Below are 19,172 nucleotides of genomic sequence, written 5' to 3'. Positions count from 1 at the left end.
AACTACCGATCATCGAGAACTTTCTGGCGTTACTCGAGAATCTTGGCAACCACACCTGCGCCGACCGTACGACCGCCTTCGCGAATTGCGAAGCGCAGACCTTCTTCCATCGCGATCGGGTTGATCAGCTTCACCGTGATCGACACGTTGTCGCCCGGCATGACCATTTCCTTGTCCTTCGGCAACTCGATCGAGCCCGTCACGTCCGTCGTACGGAAGTAGAACTGCGGACGATAGTTGTTGAAGAACGGTGTGTGGCGGCCGCCTTCGTCCTTGCTCAGCACGTACACTTCAGCCGTGAAGTGCGTGTGCGGGTTGATCGAACCCGGCTTCGCCAGAACCTGGCCACGCTCCACGTCTTCACGCTTCGTGCCGCGCAGCAGGATACCAACGTTGTCGCCTGCCTGACCCTGGTCGAGCAGCTTACGGAACATTTCCACGCCCGTGCACGTCGTCTTCACCGTCGGCTTGATACCGACGATTTCGATTTCCTCGCCGACCTTCACCACGCCGCGCTCGACGCGACCCGTCACCACCGTGCCGCGACCCGAGATCGAGAACACGTCTTCCACCGGCATCAGGAACGCACCGTCAACTGCGCGCTCCGGCGTCGGGATGTACGTGTCCAGCGCGTCGGCCAGATTCATGATCGCCACTTCGCCCAGCTCGCCCGTGTCGCCTTCCAGCGCCAGCTTGGCCGAACCCTTGATGATCGGCGTGTCGTCGCCCGGGAAGTCGTACTTCGACAGAAGTTCACGAACTTCCATCTCGACGAGCTCCAGCAGCTCAGCGTCGTCCACCATGTCGCACTTGTTCAGGAACACGATGATGTACGGAACGCCAACCTGGCGCGCCAGCAGGATGTGCTCACGCGTTTGCGGCATCGGGCCATCTGCGGCCGAGCACACCAGGATCGCGCCGTCCATCTGCGCAGCACCCGTGATCATGTTCTTCACATAGTCAGCGTGGCCCGGGCAGTCGACGTGTGCGTAGTGGCGGTTAGCCGTTTCGTACTCGACGTGTGCCGTGTTGATCGTGATACCACGCGCCTTTTCTTCCGGCGCCGCGTCGATCTGGTCGTATGCCTTTGCTTCGCCGCCAAACTTCTTGGTCAGCACCGTCGTGATCGCTGCCGTCAGCGTGGTCTTGCCGTGGTCAACGTGACCGATCGTGCCGACGTTCACGTGCGGCTTGGTCCGCTCAAACTTACCCTTGGCCATTTTCGACTCCTAAGAGGATTTATCCGTACGTTGCGCCGCGCGCAAACAATCACCGAGTACTTCTGGTGCCCATGGGCAGGATCGAACTGCCGACCTCTCCCTTACCAAGGGAGTGCTCTACCACTGAGCCACATGGGCGCTACTTCGTTGTTACTGGAGCGGGTGAAGGGAATCGAACCCTCGTCGTAAGCTTGGAAGGCTTCTGCTCTACCATTGAGCTACACCCGCAAGGATTTATGGATTCCCAACTACTGCTACAACTTGCATTCTGGTGGAGGAGGTTGGATTCGAACCAACGTAGGCGTAAGCCAACAGATTTACAGTCTGCCCCCTTTAGCCACTCGGGCACCCCTCCGCAGAGAACTGATGATTATGAGGGAACAACCGCTTACTGTCAAGGCTTGCTTGACCGTTCCAAACTCATAGCTCTCACTTATATAGTGATTTCGAACGCTGCCGAAAACGCAGAAACCCCACTTTTTGGGGTGGGGTTTCTGTTGCTGCAGGGGAGCCTGACGATTACCTACTTTCACACGGGAATCCGCACTATCATCGGCGTGGAGTCGTTTCACGGTCCTGTTCGGGATGGGAAGGGGTGGGACCGACTCGCTATGGTCATCAGGCATGACTTGTTGTCGCACTGCTCGTGGAGCAGTACAACCAATCTGGAAGAAGTAGTTTCTGGTGATGCTCACCAGGGGTAAAGCTGTTGGGGTTGTGCTGTTTCTGGCACAACACGTGATCTCAACCGTGGCGTAGTAAAACACACCGGTTATAGGATCAAGCCTTACGGGCAATTAGTATCAGTTAGCTTAACGCATTACTGCGCTTCCACACCTGACCTATCAACGTCCTGGTCTTGAACGACCCTTCAAGGGGCTCGAAGCCCCGGGGATATCTCATCTTAAGGCGAGTTTCCCGCTTAGATGCTTTCAGCGGTTATCTCTTCCGAACATAGCTACCCGGCGATGCCACTGGCGTGACAACCGGTACACCAGAGGTTCGTCCACTCCGGTCCTCTCGTACTAGGAGCAGCCCCCTTCAAATATCCAGCGCCCACGGCAGATAGGGACCAAACTGTCTCACGACGTTTTAAACCCAGCTCACGTACCTCTTTAAATGGCGAACAGCCATACCCTTGGGACCGGCTACAGCCCCAGGATGAGATGAGCCGACATCGAGGTGCCAAACACCGCCGTCGATATGAACTCTTGGGCGGTATCAGCCTGTTATCCCCAGAGTACCTTTTATCCGTTGAGCGATGGCCCTTCCATACAGAACCACCGGATCACTATGACCTGCTTTCGCACCTGCTCGACTTGTCGGTCTCGCAGTTAAGCACGCTTATGCCATTGCACTATCAGCACGATTTCCGACCGTACCTAGCGTACCTTCGTACTCCTCCGTTACACTTTGGGAGGAGACCGCCCCAGTCAAACTGCCTACCATGCACTGTCCCCGATCCGGATCACGGACCAAGGTTAGAACCTCAAACAAACCAGGGTGGTATTTCAAGGGCGGCTCCACGCAGACTGGCGTCCACGCTTCAAAGCCTCCCACCTATCCTACACAGACCGGTTCAAAGTCCAATGCAAAGCTACAGTAAAGGTTCATGGGGTCTTTCCGTCTAGCCGCGGGGAGATTGCATCATCACAAACACTTCAACTTCGCTGAGTCTCGGGAGGAGACAGTGTGGCCATCGTTACGCCATTCGTGCAGGTCGGAACTTACCCGACAAGGAATTTCGCTACCTTAGGACCGTTATAGTTACGGCCGCCGTTTACCGGGACTTCAATCAAGAGCTTGCACCCCATCATTTAATCTTCCGGCACCGGGCAGGCGTCACACCCTATACGTCCACTTTCGTGTTTGCAGAGTGCTGTGTTTTTATTAAACAGTCGCAGCCACCAGTTTATTGCAACCCCTTCACCCTAAGCGCGCAGGCGCGTCAGGCTACAGGGGCGTACCTTATCCCGAAGTTACGGTACCAATTTGCCGAGTTCCTTCTCCCGAGTTCTCTCAAGCGCCTTAGAATACTCATCTCGCCCACCTGTGTCGGTTTGCGGTACGGTCTTGTTAAACTGAAGCTTAGAGGCTTTTCTTGGAACCACTTCCGATTGCTTCTTCACCTAAGTGAATGGCGCCACGCCCTTGAATTACGCACCCGGATTTGCCTGAGTGCCTTCTCCAACGCAGCGACCGGGACTTCCAACACCCGGACAACCTTCCGCGATCCGTCCCCCCATCGCATTTAACAATGGTGCAGGAATATTAACCTGCTTCCCATCAGCTACGCATTTCTGCCTCGCCTTAGGGGCCGACTCACCCTACGCCGATGAACGTTGCGTAGGAAACCTTGGGCTTACGGCGAGGGGGCCTTTCACCCCCTTTATCGCTACTCATGTCAGCATTCGCACTTCCGATACCTCCAGCGCACTTTTCAATGCACCTTCGCAGGCTTACGGAACGCTCTCCTACCATGCACATAAATGTGCATCCGCAGCTTCGGTATATTGCTTAGCCCCGTTACATCTTCCGCGCAGGACGACTCGATCAGTGAGCTATTACGCTTTCTTTAAAGGATGGCTGCTTCTAAGCCAACCTCCTGACTGTTTTAGCCTTCCCACTTCGTTTCCCACTTAGCAATATTTGGGGACCTTAGCTGGCGGTCTGGGTTGTTTCCCTCTTGACACCGGACGTTAGCACCCGATGTCTGTCTCCCGTGATTGCACTCTTCGGTATTCGGAGTTTGCTATGGCGTAGTAATCCGCAATGGACCCCACAACCATGACAGTGCTCTACCCCCGAAGGTGATACACGAGGCACTACCTAAATAGTTTTCGGAGAGAACCAGCTATTTCCAGGTTTGTTTAGCCTTTCACCCCTATCCACAGCTCATCCCCTAACTTTTCAACGTTAGTGGGTTCGGACCTCCAGTACGTGTTACCGCACCTTCATCCTGGCCATGGATAGATCACCTGGTTTCGGGTCTACACCCAGCGACTGAACGCCCTGTTCGGACTCGCTTTCGCTACGCCTGCCCTAATCGGTTAAGCTTGCCACTGAATGTAAGTCGCTGACCCATTATACAAAAGGTACGCCGTCACCCCTTACGAGGCTCCGACTGTTTGTATGCATGCGGTTTCAGGATCTATTTCACTCCCCTCCCGGGGTTCTTTTCGCCTTTCCCTCACGGTACTGGTTCACTATCGGTCGATCACGAGTATTTAGCCTTGGAGGATGGTCCCCCCATCTTCAGACAGGATTTCACGTGTCCCGCCCTACTTGTCGTACACCCAGTTCTTCCTCGCTGTTTTCGTCTACAGGGCTATCACCTGCTATGGCGGCACTTTCCAGAGCCTTCGACTAACAATGAAGATAAAGAGTACAGGCTGATCCCATTTCGCTCGCCACTACTCTGGGAATCTCGGTTGATTTCTTTTCCTGCGGTTACTTAGATGTTTCAGTTCACCGCGTTCGCTTCTCGTGACCTATGTATTCAGTCACGGATACCTCAAAAGAGGTGGGTTTCCCCATTCGGACATCGACGGATCAAAGCTCGTTTGCCAGCTCCCCGTCGCTTTTCGCAGGCTACCGCGTCCTTCATCGCCTGTGATCGCCAAGGCATCCACCACATGCACTTGTTCGCTTGACCCTATAACGGGTGTGTCTCAACACCGATCCGAAGATCCATGCCTCGCCACAATCGCTACAGGTTGAGTATTCGTGTTGCGCCGTATTCCAAGGCAATCTTTCGATTACCTTTTCATACATTGATACAATCACAACCCTGATTCACCTACTCAACCACCCATCTCTAAGTGATCTTTCGTGAATCTCTTTACTACTTCTTCCTGATTGTTAAAGAACGACAGCCGATATGATGGTCGCTATGACCACCTATCACTCTGACTGGCTCAATCGCCAATGCCTGTTTCACTACACCGCAAACCTCTTGCAAGGTCCGCCGCAGTAAAACCGGCATTGAAGATTGGTGGAGGATGACGGGATCGAACCGACGACCCCCTGCTTGCAAAGCAGGTGCTCTCCCAGCTGAGCTAATCCCCCAGTCACACACAGATATTGCTATCTGTATTGATGCCCCAGGGGTTTCAGTCATTAGCGCAGCCACCGCAGAAACAGTGGTGGGTCTGGATGGATTCGAACCATCGACCCCCGCCTTATCAAGACGGTGCTCTAACCAACTGAGCTACAGACCCCTGAGTCTGTCTTTTTCACAGCCGATAAGCGTGAGCGCTCAACGCATTGACACGTTAGCTCGAGAAAGGAGGTGATCCAGCCGCACCTTCCGATACGGCTACCTTGTTACGACTTCACCCCAGTCATGAATCCTACCGTGGTGACCGTCCTCCTTGCGGTTAGACTAGCCACTTCTGGTAAAACCCACTCCCATGGTGTGACGGGCGGTGTGTACAAGACCCGGGAACGTATTCACCGCGGCATGCTGATCCGCGATTACTAGCGATTCCAGCTTCACGCACTCGAGTTGCAGAGTGCGATCCGGACTACGATCGGTTTTCTGGGATTGGCTCCCCCTCGCGGGTTGGCGACCCTCTGTTCCGACCATTGTATGACGTGTGAAGCCCTACCCATAAGGGCCATGAGGACTTGACGTCATCCCCACCTTCCTCCGGTTTGTCACCGGCAGTCTCCCTAGAGTGCTCTTGCGTAGCAACTAGGGACAAGGGTTGCGCTCGTTGCGGGACTTAACCCAACATCTCACGACACGAGCTGACGACAGCCATGCAGCACCTGTGTTATGGCTCCCTTTCGGGCACTCCCACCTCTCAGCAGGATTCCATACATGTCAAGGGTAGGTAAGGTTTTTCGCGTTGCATCGAATTAATCCACATCATCCACCGCTTGTGCGGGTCCCCGTCAATTCCTTTGAGTTTTAATCTTGCGACCGTACTCCCCAGGCGGTCAACTTCACGCGTTAGCTACGTTACCAAGTCAATGAAGACCCGACAACTAGTTGACATCGTTTAGGGCGTGGACTACCAGGGTATCTAATCCTGTTTGCTCCCCACGCTTTCGTGCATGAGCGTCAGTATTGGCCCAGGGGGCTGCCTTCGCCATCGGTATTCCTCCACATCTCTACGCATTTCACTGCTACACGTGGAATTCTACCCCCCTCTGCCATACTCTAGCCCGCCAGTCACAAATGCAGTTCCCAGGTTAAGCCCGGGGATTTCACATCTGTCTTAGCGGACCGCCTGCGCACGCTTTACGCCCAGTAATTCCGATTAACGCTTGCACCCTACGTATTACCGCGGCTGCTGGCACGTAGTTAGCCGGTGCTTATTCTTCCGGTACCGTCATCCCCCCGGGGTATTAACCCAGAGGTTTTCTTTCCGGACAAAAGTGCTTTACAACCCGAAGGCCTTCTTCACACACGCGGCATTGCTGGATCAGGCTTGCGCCCATTGTCCAAAATTCCCCACTGCTGCCTCCCGTAGGAGTCTGGGCCGTGTCTCAGTCCCAGTGTGGCTGGTCGTCCTCTCAGACCAGCTACAGATCGTCGCCTTGGTAGGCCTTTACCCCACCAACTAGCTAATCTGCCATCGGCCGCCCCTGTAGCGGGAGGTCTTGCGATCCCCCCCTTTCCTCCGTAGAGCGTATGCGGTATTAATCCGGCTTTCGCCGGGCTATCCCCCACTACAGGACACGTTCCGATGTATTACTCACCCGTTCGCCACTCGCCACCAGGGTTGCCCCCGTGCTGCCGTTCGACTTGCATGTGTAAGGCATGCCGCCAGCGTTCAATCTGAGCCAGGATCAAACTCTTCAGTTCAAACCTGTTACTGTTTTTCGGTTCTGTTACGAACCGGTCGCTCACTCAACGTACTGACGAATGATCCTCCTGCCAGCGTGTTTCCACCCCAGCAGGAAAACCTTCCTTTCATTACTGTGTGAGACTTGATACTTTCGCTTCCAGCAAACCCCGAAGAGTTCACTGCGCGTCGCGCATCAAGCGCCCACACTTATCGGCTGTTAATTTTTAAAGATCGAGTCCGCATTCACTACCGGAACCGCACCGCGCGCTGCTGGTATCAAACTCCAACACCACAACCACCCGGTACCGCTTCGTTCTGCGTCGCTGCATCAGCAGCAGAGAAACGAGATTATGAGGCCTCTTTTTCGTTTCGTCAACAACATTTTTTGCTTTCGCTTAAAACCTTGTTGCCGCTACGGCCGCTGGTTTCTACCGCGGCGCTCGTTCGCAAACGAGGAGGCGAACTATAGGTGAACATCAGCCACGTGACAAGGGTTTGACGAAAATCTTTTTTGGCGGCTCACTTCCGGGTTGAGTTCACCAAGGCAGCCACCGGAATCGCTTCGGCCATTGCAGCGTAGCCGGCGTCGCTGGGATGAATATGGTCGCCACTGTCAAGGGTGCGCTGCAGGTGACTCGGTTGCGCCGGGTCGCGCAACGCGGCGTCGAAATCTACAACGCCGTCGAAAGCGTGGCTGGTTCGAATCCACTGGTTGACCGCAAGCCGGATCGTCTCCCGTGACGCCGGCAGCGATGCCGGCGTCACGGTTGCGCCGAACACTTTCACGCCGCGGTGCCGCGCATCCGCAATCACCCGCTGGTAGCCGCCAATCAGGTCGGCGGCCGTCACCGAGGTGTGCGGGGAGTCGCAGTCAAGGCCGTTACGAGCCGGCATCTCCGCAAAGTTGATGTCGTTGATACCGATCAGCAAAATCGCCGTCCTGACGCCCGGGCGTTCCAGCACGTCCCGGTCGAAACGCCGGACGAGCGCGTCGCCGTAGCAAAGTGAGTCGCTCAGTAAGCGATTGCCGCTGATACCCAGATTCACGATCGCCGTCGAGTGGTCGCCGCTGCGGGCGAACCGACGCGCCAGTGCGTCGGGCCACCGCCGATTCTGATTCAGACTGGAGCGCATACCGTCGGTGATCGAGTCGCCGATCGCGGCAACGGCAGCCGATGACGGCGCGTCCACCGACAAACCTGTCACCCACACGTATTGCGTGAACCGGGCACGAAACGAATCAGCGGAAGTGTCTGCCGTGTGGTTACCCGGCGCGGACACGTAGTTCAATTGATTCGAGACTCGATGCCACGCCACGATCCGTTGTGCCGGCCCCGCGAATACACTGATCGCATAAGGCGCACCTTCGGCAATATCGATAGGAACCGGGTCGCTGTCCAACTCCGCACCCGCCGGTATGCTCACCAAGCTCTTACCGCCAAACGTCACGCGCGTCTCGCCGTTGCTCAGCGCCGCTGCGCCGCCGCCTGAGCGCGCAATGCGCAGCTCCTCGATCACGAGCGCTGTCTTGCCGTACTCATTGCTGAGATGGACTCGTGCGGATTTGCCGGACAGCGTCGGATAAATGATCTGGCGAACCGTACGCCCTGCTACCTCCGGGGCACGATATAACGGCGGCAAATCCGACCGCTGCGGGATCGGCTGCAACGCCGTCGCCCATGCAGTGACCCAATGCGTCGGGGCGTCGGCGGCAAAAACAGTCGAGGAAACGGTAAATTGGCAAAGCAGCGCCGCGCCACATGCGGCGGCCAGGGTGCGAATGGTCATTCGGGTAGTCGGTTCGAGGCGAAACGTGCATTGTGCCCGATCGTCATACCACCGCGGCTAACCAGGAGCGATCCAATCGTGCGATCCCCGCGCCCGGCAGTACGGCTGCGGGTCGAATGCACCGCAAGCGCGATATGGACAGCCAGTGGACTGTGCACAACCGGACCTAGTCGGCTCGCCCCGCGCTAGAACGCTCCCAAGGAACTGTAGCGGCGACGTTGGCAAAGCAGCTGATCGGCACCATCTCACACTTCCCACCCCGAACCAGGTCGTCTGCGCCGCAACCATCCGACGCGAGCGCAAACGTATTACAAATCAGGCGCTTAACAAGCCCCAATCATCTTCAACGCAAGCGCTTCGGCCACTTCGATCCCGTCGATGGCTGCCGAGTAAATTCCGCCGGCATACCCCGCTCCCTCACCGGCCGGATACAGGCCCTCGACATTCATACTTTGATAGTCATCCCGGCGCCGCACGCGAATCGGCGACGACGTTCTCGTCTCGACGCCTGTCAGCACGGCGTCATGCATGGCAAACCCGGCGATCTTTTTGTCCATCTCGGGCAACGCTTCGCGGATGGCTTCGATCACGTAGTCGGGCAGCGCCGTGCTGAGATCGGTAGGATGCACGCCCGGCTTGTAGGATGGCACAACCGAACCCAGCGACGTAGACGGCCGACCGGCAATGAAGTCGCCCACCAGTTGCCCCGGCGCCATATAGTTGCCGCCGCCCAGTTCGAACGCCCGCTCTTCCCACTTGCGCTGGAAGGCGATGCCCGCGAGCGGGCCGCCCGGATAATCGTCCGGCGTGATGCCGACGACGATCCCGGCATTCGCATTGCGCTCCGCCCGTGAGTACTGGCTCATGCCGTTGGTCACCACGCGGCCCGGCTCGGACGTCGCCGCGACCACCGTGCCGCCAGGACACATACAGAAGCTGTAAACGGCGCGCCCGTTGCTGCAATGATGCACGACCTTATAGTCGGCGGCGCCCAACTGCTTGTGGCCGGCGAACTTGCCGAAACGGCTGCGATCGATCAACCCTTGCGGATGTTCGATCCGAAACCCGAGCGAAAACGGCTTCGCCTCGATATAAACGCCGCGGTCGCTCAGCATCTGGAAGGTATCGCGCGCGCTATGGCCGACCGCCAGCACCACATGATCACAGCGCAAATCCTCGCCCGTCGACAGTTTGAGCCCGCGCACCTTGCCCTGATCGATGTCGATATCGTCGACTCGCGCTTCGAAACGCACCTCGCCGCCCAGCTCGTGGATGGTCGCGCGCATCTTTTCGACCATGCTGACGAGCCGGAACGTGCCGATATGGGGCCGGCTCAGATAAAGAATGTCCTCAGGCGCGCCCGCGCGGACGAATTCATCGAGCACCTTGCGGCCATAGTGCTTCGGATCCTTGATCTGGCTGTAGAGCTTGCCGTCCGAGAAGGTCCCCGCGCCGCCTTCGCCGAACTGCACGTTCGATTCAGGGTTGAGCACCGACTTGCGCCATAGCCCGAAAGTATCCTTGGTGCGCTCGCGCACGGCCTTGCCGCGCTCAAGAATGATCGGACGGAAGCCCATCTGGGCGAGAATCAGCCCGGCAAACAGGCCGCAAGGCCCCATGCCGATCACGACCGGACGCGGGGAGGTCATCTGCGCCGGCGCCTTGGCGACAAAACGGTACGCCATGTCCGGCGTCACACCGCAGTGCGGTACGTCGGCGAGCCGCTTAAGCGCGGCCGCTTCATCCTTTACTTCGACGTCGACGATGTATGTGAGCTTGATGTCGGCGCGCTTGCGCGCGTCGTGCGCGCGGCGGAACACGGTGTATCGGATGAGCCCGTCGTCGCCCACGCCGAGTTCAGCGAGGCGCGCGCGGACGGCGGCTTCGAGAACGCTTTCGGGATGATCGAGCGGGAGTTTGATTTCGCTTAGACGTAACATGTGTACCGGGGGCTGCAGGAAGGCCGCAAATCGCGGCCAATTCGCAATTTTATAGGTTAAGCGTCGGCCCGGGGCGACGGCGCAAGCGAAACGCCTCCGCCATCGCCGCCTCGTTTCACTATCGGTCATCACGGTCCGTCTCAAAAAATTTATTAACCGACCGGTCGGTTGGTTTATACTGCGCAGACACAGACAACTTCCGCTGAGAGCGTCCCCCATGTACACGCAATCCCTGGATATCCCCGGCAATGTCGCCCCGTTCGACACTGCAGCGAGTGCGCCCGAGCAGGCGCAATTCGACGCCGTCATGGCCGCCGACGGCAAGATCGAGGCGCAGGACTGGATGCCCGAGGCCTATCGCAAGACGCTGGTGCGGCAGATTTCGCAGCACGCGCATTCTGAAATCGTCGGCATGCTGCCGGAAGGCAACTGGATTTCTCGCGCGCCCAGCCTGAAGCGCAAGGCGATCCTGCTGGCCAAAGTGCAGGACGAAGCCGGTCACGGCCTCTATTTATATAGTTCGGCGGAAACGCTCGGCGTGTCGCGCGATCAGTTGATCGCGGCGCTGCACTCGGGCAAAGCCAAATATTCCAGCATCTTCAATTACCCAACGCCGACCTGGGCGGACGTCGGCGTGATCGGCTGGCTGGTGGACGGCGCGGCGATCATGAATCAGATTCCGCTGTGCCGCTGCACTTACGGCCCATACGCGCGCGCCATGATCCGTATCTGTAAGGAAGAGTCGTTCCACCAGCGTCAAGGCTTCGACGCACTGATGTCGATGATGAGCGGCACTGATGCGCAACGAGAGTTGGTACAGCAAGCCGTGAACCGCTGGTGGTGGCCGGTGCTGATGATGTTCGGCCCGAGCGACAAAGACTCGATCCACAGCAACCAGTCGTCGAAATGGGGCATCAAGCGCATCTCCAATGACGATCTGCGTCAGAAATTCGTCGACGCTACCGTCGACCAGGCCAAGGTGCTCGGCGTCACGCTGCCGGACCCGGACCTGAAGTGGAACGAAGCCCGTGGGCACCACGACTACGGCGACATCGACTGGGAAGAATTCTGGCGCGTCGTGAACGGCGACGGCCCGTGCAACCGCGAGCGCCTCGCGACCCGCGTGAAAGCTCACAACGAAGGCGCGTGGGTGCGTGAAGCCGCCCTCGCCCACGCCGAAAAGCAGCGCCAGCGCGCACAACAGCAAGCCGCCTGACCTGGGCGACAAACCAGACAAAGCATCAGGAGATCAGCAATGAACAAGGAATGGCCGATTTGGGAAGTCTTCGTGCGCAGCAAGCAGGGACTCGACCATAAACACTGCGGCAGCCTGCACGCCGCCGACGCGTCGATGGCGCTGCGCATGGCGCGCGACGTCTACACGCGCCGCCAGGAAGGCGTGAGCATCTGGGTGGTGCCGTCTTCGGCGATTACGGCGTCGGCGCCGGAAGACAAGGCGGAGCTGTTCGAACCGGCTGGCGACAAGATTTACCGCCATCCGACGTTCTACACGCTCCCCGACGAAGTCAACCACATGTAAGCGCGGCCATGAACATCACGCCCCAACATCTGCAGTACGTGCTGCGCCTCGCGGATACCGCGCTGATCCTCGGTCAGCGCAATGCCGAGTGGTGCGGCCACGGCCCGATCCTCGAAGAGGACATCGCGCTGTCGAATATGAGTCTCGATTTGATCGGCCAGGCGCGCATGCTGTATACGCACGCAGCCTCGTTGGAACAGCAGCTCACCGGCAAAAGCCGCACGGAAGACGATTACGCGTATTTTCGCGCCGAACGCGAGTTCGCCAACTACACGCTGGCCGAGTTGCCGCACTACGGTCCGCTCGCCGGCACCGCGCAAGCCGAGAAGGACTACGCGGTCACGATCGTGCGCAATTTCCTCTACTCGACGCTGATGGCGCATGTGTGGACCGCCCTCACTGCGTCCAAAGATGAACAGCTCGCCGCGATCGCCTCGAAATCGATCAAGGAAGCCAGCTATCACGTGCACCACGCGAGCGAATGGCTAATCCGTTTCGGCGACGGCACGGACGAGTCGCATCGCCGCGCACAGGCCGCGCTCGACTATCTGCTGCCGTACACGCGTGAGTTTTTCAGCGCGGATGCGGTGGAAGAAGCCATCGCCGCCGCCGGCATCGGACCGCTGACGTCGGACCTCGAAGCTGCATGGCTCGAAGACGTCCGGGCCACGCTCGATGAAGCCACACTCAACCTGCCGGAACCGGTCAAGCACATCACGACCGGCAAGCATGGCGAGCACTCGGAACACATGGGCTTCGTACTGGCTGAAATGCAAAGCCTCGCACGCCAGCATCCCGGCGCCACCTGGTAAGCGCTTCAGCGCAACCCAACGGAACTCGACGATGACGACCTCGACTGCCACGCCCACCGCCGACGCCACGCTCGAACGCGCATGGGCAGTGCTCGAAGCGGTGCCCGATCCGGAGATCCCGGTGGTGTCGATTCGTGAACTCGGCATTCTGCGCGACGTGCGCCGTGCCGCCGACGGCGCGCTCGAAGTCGTGATCACGCCGACCTATTCCGGTTGCCCGGCGATGTCGCAGATCGCCGAAGACGTTGCCCATGCGCTCGATGTGGCTGAGCTAAAGCCCTATCGGATCGCCACGGCGCTCGCGCCGGCCTGGACCACCGACTGGATGACTGCCGAAGCCCGCGAGAAACTGCGCGCCTACGGCATTGCGCCGCCCACGGGCAATTGCGGCAGCGCGGCGCCTTCGCCGCAGGAAAAAGTGATGCGCTTCGTGCCGCGCGCGCTGCCGGCGCCGTCGTGCCCCCGTTGCGGCTCAGCGCATACCGAGCGCCTCGCGCAATTCGGCTCGACGGCCTGCAAGGCGCTGTACCGCTGTCTCGACTGCCGCGAACCCTTCGACTACTTCAAACCATACTGATATGGCCACCCCGCAATTTCATCCGCTGCGTATCCGCGAAGTACGGCCCGAAACCGCCGACGCGGTCTCGGTCGCCTTCGAAGTCCCTGTCGAACTGCGCGATCACTATCGCTTCACGCAGGGCCAGTTCGTCACGCTGAAGACGCACATCGACGGTGAGGAAACGCGCCGTTCGTATTCGATCTGCGTCGGTGTCACCGACTACGACCGCGACGGCGAACTGCGCATCGGCATCAAGCGCGTGCGCGGCGGCCGCTTCTCGAACTTCGCGTTCGACACGCTGCAACCCGGCCACACCATCGACGTGATGACGCCGGACGGCCGCTTCTTCACCCATCTGAACGCCGACCAGGGCCAGCAGTACATCGCGTTTTCCGGTGGTTCGGGCATCACGCCGGTGCTCGCGATCATCAAGACCACGCTGGAAGTCGAGCCGCGCAGCACCTTCACCCTGGTGTACGGCAACCGCAGCGTCGATCAGATCATGTTCGCGGAAGAGCTCGAGGATCTGAAGAACCGCTTCATGAACCGCTTCGTGCTTTATCACGTGCTATCCGACGATCTGCAGGACGTCGAGCTGTTCAACGGCGTGCTCGACCAGCAGAAGTGCGCGGCCTTCATCGAGAACCTGCTGCCGGCCGATGCAATCGACGAAGCCTTCATCTGCGGCCCCGGCCCGATGATGGATGCCGCCGAGGCCGCCTTGAAAGCCGCGGGCGTGCCTGCGGAAAAAGTGCATGTGGAGCGTTTCGGTTCGCCGCTGCCGCAAGCGGGCGTGCCCCCGGTCGAAATCACCGACGACACCCCCGCCGCCGACCTCGAGATCGTCCTCGACGGCAAACGGCGCAAGTTGCGTCTGCCGTATCAGGGTGTGAGCGTGCTCGACGTCGGCTTGCGCGCCGGCCTCGCGCTGCCCTATGCGTGCAAGGGCGGCGTCTGCTGCACCTGCCGCGCAAAGGTGCTCGAAGGTGAATTGAAGATGGAAAAGAACTACACCCTGGAAGAACACGAAATCCGCGACGGGTTTGTGCTGACCTGCCAATGCCATCCGATCAGCGACCGCGTGGTGGTGAGTTACGACGAGCGTTGAGTCGAGCGCGGCGGGGGACTCTGCGACGCCCGCGACGCTTTCAGCAGGTCCGCGATCCGCTTACACTAGGGGCCGCTCGCGATCGGACATCTGTCCCGATCGATGAGCGGCCCCTTTTGTCATGTGCGTTCTTATTTGCGTCTTTTGCCAGCCCAAGCCACTGCCGATGAGCACGATCCACCTCACCAACGGCGACGTCGCCGCCGAGTCACTACGCGCCGCGCTAGCCGAGGCGGGCCGCGACGAACGCGTGCACGCACTGCGCGATGACCTGGCGGTCGGTCCGCTGCGCGGTATCGATGACGGACCCGACGTGCGGGCGGAATTCTGGGACCGCGTCAGCACTGACACCAGGCGCGATTTTCTTCGGGAATTTCGCGAACAGGCGGCAGCGCTGGAGAACATCGCGCGCGGTGACGCGAACCTGGTGGTCTGGCACGGCGAAAGCGCAGCCGATCAACTCACGTTGCGCCGCGTCTGCTACTACCTGCGCAACAGCCCGCAAAGGCTAAATGAAGTGCGTCTGTCGATTCGCGACCTCACCGATCCGGGTGCATGGGCCCATAGCCGCAAAGATCGTGCGACCTCCGTCGGCATGTTCGCGCCGGCTGTACTGCAGGGGCGTCTGTCGGATGCGGCGCCGATTTCAGTTCTGCGCATCAGCCGGCTCGCGCTCGAATGGCAGGAGGCCAAACACGCAAACGGCGAGACACGGCGCTGGCGCGCCAACACCTTCACGAGCGGCAGCTTCGCCGATCTGGACGCGCTGATTCTCGAACACGTCACCGGTGACTGGCAACCCGCCGCGCGCGTTGCCGCCGAACTGATGATCGCCGAACTCTGGTATCTGGTAAGCGACAGCATCGTGCTGTGGCGCTTCCGCGAACTGGCCGCGACGCGCCGTATCAAGCTGCGTGGCGACGCGAGCGCGTGGCGCACGCTGCAACTGTGCGCGGCGCTTGCCCCCTGTCCACACCAATAAAATAGACAACTATGGCCCGCACCCGAGCCCCCGACCACGAAACCCAGCGCGATCAGATTCTCGAACTAGCGGCGGCGAAATTCGCGCAGACCAGCTACCCGAGCACCTCGATGGCCGACCTCGCCGCCGCGAGCGGCACCTCGAAAGCGCGCCTGTACCACTACTACGCCAGCAAGGAAGCGATCCTGTTCGATCTCCTGGACCGCTACACCAAGCGGCTGATGCTGATCATCGCCGAGGTAGAGGGCGCGAGCCAACGTCGCGGACTGTCGGAGCGGGAAACCTTCGCGGAGCTGATCCGCGCGTTTCTGTCCGAGTACGAGACCTCGCATAGCCGGCACGTCGCTCTGCTGAACGACGTAAAGTATCTGGTCGACAGCCAGCGGGAAGTTATCCTGAACCGCCAGCGCGACGTGGTCGCGGCGTTTGCGCGGCAGTTGGCGCGCGCCTATCCGGAACGCGCCACGCGCGAAAACCAGACCGCCCTCACCATGATGGTGTTCGGCATGATCAATTGGACATTCACCTGGCTCAAGCCGGACGGCCGCATGGGCTACCGGGAATTTGCCGAGCAGGTGGTCAATATGGTGGACCACGGACTCAGCGCTGCAGAAGTCTGATTGCGCATAGCAACATCACCAAAAGGGACAATTGCCGCGAGTTGCCTGGACGCGACAGCTTGTCACGAACGCTCGTTCAATTTATTTATCTTTAATAATCAATACTCTAAAAATAGGTCGGCAACTTTTTAGGCATTCGCCTCAGTTTTAATACGGGTTTTCCCTAGTGCAGAGTCAGGGTTTCCGCTAAAATCGTTTTTGCGGTGCAGCACGCCGCTCGATTAAAAGGAGAACCTGACCATGAACATGATTACACCCCGCGCCGCTGAGCCGATCGTCGCGCACGGTCGTCTGTCGCAGCCAGCCGGTCGTGCACCTGCTCTGGTCCGCGAACTCACCGCCGTCGATCGCGAACGACTGCTGGCGCACTTCCTTTCGCTCGACGAGGACGATCGCCTTCTGCGCTTCGGCCAGATCGTGCCGAACCACGTCATTGAAAACTACGTCCGCGCGATCGATTTCACGCGCGACACGGTTTTCGGCGTGTTCAATAGTCAGTTGCAACTCACTGGCGTCGGTCATCTCGCGTATTTGCCTGCCGAAGGCGATAAGCGCACCGCCGAGTTCGGCGTGTCGGTGCTGGAAAGCGTCCGCGGGCAAGGCATTGGCTCGAAGCTCTTCGAACGCGCCGCCATCCGCAGCCGCAACACCCATGTCACCACGCTTTACATGCACTGCCTGTCGCGTAATTCGACCATGATGCATATCGCGAAGAAGGCCGGCATGAAGATCGAATACGCGTATGGCGAAGCAGACGCCTATCTGACGCTGCCGCCGGCGGATCAATCGAGCATCATCGCTGAGATGCTGCAGGAACAAGCCGCTGTGTTCGACTACGCACTCAAGCGCCAGGCGCGTCACGCGTCGAAATTGTTCGAATCGTTCTTGCCGACAGCCGAAGCCGCTTAACCGGTCTGCGCGTCGGCAAAAAAGGGCGGCCTTGTGGCTGCCCTTTTTGTTTGCGTATCGCACCGCCCGCTGCCGCCCCGCGCTCACAAAATCGGCAAAGCCGTTGTCTCCTTGAATTTCTCGAGCGAAAAGCTCGTCTTCACGTCGATTACAGATGGATGGTGCAGCAACTGGTCCTGCACGAAACGTGAAAAGTGCGCCATATCCTCGACCTGCACACGCAACAGGTAATCCATGTCACCGGTCATCGCGTGACATGCGACCACTTCTGGCCATGTCTGCACCGCTGCGCGGAACAGATCGGCATGCGTGGCGTCGCCGCGCGGACTGAGTGCCGGACCGCTGCGCTTTTCCAGCCGCACGTTGACGTAGGCCAGCAGATCGAGCCCAAGCTTTTGCGCATCTAGCAGCGCGACATAGCCGCGAATCACCCCGCTTTCTTCCAGCCGACGGATACGCCGCAGGCATGGACTCGGCGACAGATTGACGCGCTCGGCGATCTCCTGATTCGACAGCCTGCCATTCTCCTGAAGAATCGCCAGAATGCGCCGGTCGATGGCATCTATCTCTATATTGGCCATTTTCTGCCGTCCAAGTAAAAAATTGAGCTAGAAAATAGCGCCAGCGTAGCGGCGGGAGATTAAGTTCGCAAGTTTTCGTCACTAACCGGCCTTTACACTTGCGTCATTCAGTTCAGCCGCGCTCAATCGCACACCCCGCGCCCGCGCTTAGAGGAGACAGACAATGCAGGTTTCAACTTGGGAAAACCCGGTCGGCACTGACGGCTTCGAGTTCATCGAATACACCGCACCGGACCCGAAAGCACTCGGCAAGCTGTTCGAACAGATGGGCTTCACCGCCGTCGCCCGGCATCGTCATAAAGACGTGACGCTATATCGCCAGGGCGAAATCAACTTCATCGTCAACGGGGAACAGGATTCGTTCGCGCAACGTTTCACGCGTCTGCATGGCCCGTCGATCTGCGCGATCGCATTCCGTGTGCAAGACGCGGCGAAGGCTTACCAGCAGGCCCTGGAAAAAGGCGCCTGGGGCTTCGACAACAAGACCGGCCCGATGGAACTGAACATCCCGGCAATCAAGGGCATCGGCGACTCGCTGATCTATTTCGTCGACCGCTGGCGCGGCAAGAACGGCGCTGAGCCGAACAGCATTGGCAACATCGATATTTACGACGTCGACTTCGAACCGATTCCCGGCGCGAATCCGAATCCGGTCGGCCACGGCCTGACCTACATCGATCACCTCACACACAACGTCCATCGCGGGCGCATGCAGGAATGGGCGGAGTTCTACGAGCGTCTGTTCAACTTCCGGGAAGTGCGTTACTTCGACATCGAAGGCAAGGTGACCGGCGTCAAATCGAAGGCGATGACCTCGCCGTGCGGCAAGATCCGCATTCCGATCAATGAGGAAGGTTCCGACGTGGCTGGTCAGATCCAGGAATATCTGGACGCGTATCACGGCGAAGGCATCCAGCACATCGCGCTGGGCAGTAACGACATCTACCGCACCGTGGACGGTTTGCGCGCGGCGAACATCTCGCTGCTCGATACGATCGACACGTACTATGAACTGGTCGATCGCCGCGTGCCGAACCACGGTGAGCCGCTCGACGAATTGCGTAAGCGCAAGATCCTGATCGACGGAGCACCCGACGATCTGCTGCTGCAGATCTTCACCGAAAACCAGATCGGACCGATCTTCTTCGAGATCATCCAGCGAAAAGGCAATCAGGGCTTCGGCGAGGGCAATTTCAAGGCACTGTTCGAATCGATCGAGCTGGACCAGATTCGCCGTGGCGTGGTTCAGGACAAGGCTTGAAGGCTGAAGGCCGGCGCGGAATCTGAGAGATATAAAAAAGGCGAGGATCGCAAG

General features: G+C 59.0%; 13 protein-coding genes, 5 tRNA genes and 3 rRNA genes. 9 read left to right on the top strand and 12 right to left on the bottom strand.

The genetic code is table 11. From position 1 onward, the window contains the following. Window positions 1–29 precede the first annotated feature (29 nt). From tuf to P0D84_RS00885, 11 genes are all read right to left on the bottom strand, one after another. Window positions 30–1,220: an elongation factor Tu gene (gene tuf / locus P0D84_RS00935; protein WP_063497539.1), complete on the bottom strand. Its 1,191-nt coding sequence runs from the start codon at window positions 1,218–1,220 to the stop codon at window positions 30–32. A gap of 63 nt (window positions 1,221–1,283) precedes the next feature. Continuing rightward, window positions 1,284–1,358 (bottom strand) — tRNA-Thr (locus P0D84_RS00930). A gap of 16 nt (window positions 1,359–1,374) precedes the next feature. Continuing rightward, window positions 1,375–1,448 (bottom strand) — tRNA-Gly (locus tag P0D84_RS00925). Window positions 1,449–1,489: 41 nt separating this feature from the next. Next, window positions 1,490–1,575: transfer RNA gene (locus P0D84_RS00920), tRNA-Tyr, on the bottom strand. A 155-nt stretch (window positions 1,576–1,730) separates the two neighbouring features. After that, window positions 1,731–1,843: ribosomal RNA gene (gene rrf / locus P0D84_RS00915) — 5S ribosomal RNA — on the bottom strand. A gap of 153 nt (window positions 1,844–1,996) precedes the next feature. Further along, a 23S ribosomal RNA gene (locus tag P0D84_RS00910) occupies window positions 1,997–4,875 on the bottom strand. A 337-nt stretch (window positions 4,876–5,212) separates the two neighbouring features. Beyond that, window positions 5,213–5,288, bottom strand: a tRNA-Ala gene (locus P0D84_RS00905). Window positions 5,289–5,363: 75 nt separating this feature from the next. Continuing rightward, window positions 5,364–5,440, bottom strand: a tRNA-Ile gene (locus tag P0D84_RS00900). Window positions 5,441–5,504: 64 nt separating this feature from the next. Further along, window positions 5,505–7,035, bottom strand: a 16S ribosomal RNA gene (locus P0D84_RS00895). Together the 16S, 23S and 5S rRNA genes with 5 tRNA genes alongside form the textbook arrangement of a ribosomal RNA operon. Window positions 7,036–7,537: 502 nt before the next feature. After that, the gene (locus P0D84_RS00890) at window positions 7,538–8,806 is read right to left on the bottom strand and encodes an SGNH/GDSL hydrolase family protein (protein WP_408331697.1); all 1,269 of its coding nucleotides are present in this window, start codon (window positions 8,804–8,806) and stop codon (window positions 7,538–7,540) included. A gap of 323 nt (window positions 8,807–9,129) precedes the next feature. Continuing rightward, window positions 9,130–10,746 (bottom strand): NAD(P)/FAD-dependent oxidoreductase, encoded by a 1,617-nt coding sequence (locus P0D84_RS00885; protein ID WP_408331695.1) that lies wholly within the window; start codon window positions 10,744–10,746, stop codon window positions 9,130–9,132. Between the two features lie 217 nt (window positions 10,747–10,963). Between P0D84_RS00885 and paaA the strand changes: the two genes are divergently transcribed. The 8 genes from paaA (at window position 10,964) to P0D84_RS00845 (ending at window position 17,276) form a co-directional block, all read left to right on the top strand. After that, window positions 10,964–11,962, top strand: coding sequence for a 1,2-phenylacetyl-CoA epoxidase subunit PaaA (gene paaA / locus P0D84_RS00880; protein ID WP_408331693.1), 999 nt, complete (start codon window positions 10,964–10,966; stop codon window positions 11,960–11,962). Between the two features lie 39 nt (window positions 11,963–12,001). Further along, window positions 12,002–12,286: a 1,2-phenylacetyl-CoA epoxidase subunit PaaB gene (paaB, locus tag P0D84_RS00875; RefSeq protein WP_408331691.1), complete on the top strand. Its 285-nt coding sequence runs from the start codon at window positions 12,002–12,004 to the stop codon at window positions 12,284–12,286. Window positions 12,287–12,294: 8 nt separating this feature from the next. Beyond that, window positions 12,295–13,098, top strand: coding sequence for a 1,2-phenylacetyl-CoA epoxidase subunit PaaC (gene paaC / locus P0D84_RS00870; RefSeq protein ID WP_408331689.1), 804 nt, complete (start codon window positions 12,295–12,297; stop codon window positions 13,096–13,098). A 31-nt stretch (window positions 13,099–13,129) separates the two neighbouring features. Next, on the top strand, window positions 13,130–13,675 hold the full coding sequence (gene paaD / locus P0D84_RS00865) for a 1,2-phenylacetyl-CoA epoxidase subunit PaaD (protein ID WP_408331687.1): 546 nt from the start codon (window positions 13,130–13,132) through the stop codon (window positions 13,673–13,675). A gap of 1 nt (window position 13,676) precedes the next feature. Beyond that, on the top strand, window positions 13,677–14,765 hold the full coding sequence (gene paaE, locus P0D84_RS00860) for a 1,2-phenylacetyl-CoA epoxidase subunit PaaE (RefSeq protein ID WP_408331685.1): 1,089 nt from the start codon (window positions 13,677–13,679) through the stop codon (window positions 14,763–14,765). A gap of 166 nt (window positions 14,766–14,931) precedes the next feature. Beyond that, window positions 14,932–15,747 (top strand): DUF1835 domain-containing protein, encoded by an 816-nt coding sequence (locus P0D84_RS00855; protein ID WP_408331683.1) that lies wholly within the window; start codon window positions 14,932–14,934, stop codon window positions 15,745–15,747. 11 nt (window positions 15,748–15,758) lie between these two features. Then, the gene (locus tag P0D84_RS00850) at window positions 15,759–16,367 is read left to right on the top strand and encodes a TetR/AcrR family transcriptional regulator (protein ID WP_408331681.1); all 609 of its coding nucleotides are present in this window, start codon (window positions 15,759–15,761) and stop codon (window positions 16,365–16,367) included. Between the two features lie 240 nt (window positions 16,368–16,607). After that, a complete protein-coding gene (locus P0D84_RS00845; RefSeq protein WP_408331679.1) occupies window positions 16,608–17,276 on the top strand; it encodes a GNAT family N-acetyltransferase in 669 nt (222 codons plus the stop codon). An 83-nt stretch (window positions 17,277–17,359) separates the two neighbouring features. Here the strand turns inward: P0D84_RS00845 and P0D84_RS00840 are convergent, their stop codons facing one another. Further along, window positions 17,360–17,857, bottom strand: coding sequence for an Lrp/AsnC family transcriptional regulator (locus P0D84_RS00840; RefSeq protein ID WP_408331677.1), 498 nt, complete (start codon window positions 17,855–17,857; stop codon window positions 17,360–17,362). 163 nt (window positions 17,858–18,020) lie between these two features. Here P0D84_RS00840 and hppD point away from each other — a divergent pair, with 163 nt between their 5' ends. Then, window positions 18,021–19,118: a 4-hydroxyphenylpyruvate dioxygenase gene (gene hppD, locus P0D84_RS00835; RefSeq protein ID WP_408331675.1), complete on the top strand. Its 1,098-nt coding sequence runs from the start codon at window positions 18,021–18,023 to the stop codon at window positions 19,116–19,118. Window positions 19,119–19,172: the final 54 nt, after the last annotated feature.

The sequence above is a fragment of the Paraburkholderia sp. RL17-337-BIB-A genome, from assembly GCF_046025895.1.
Classification (GTDB): Bacteria; Pseudomonadota; Gammaproteobacteria; order Burkholderiales; family Burkholderiaceae; genus Paraburkholderia; species Paraburkholderia fungorum_C.
This window is presented reverse-complemented; position numbering and strand designations above follow the sequence as displayed.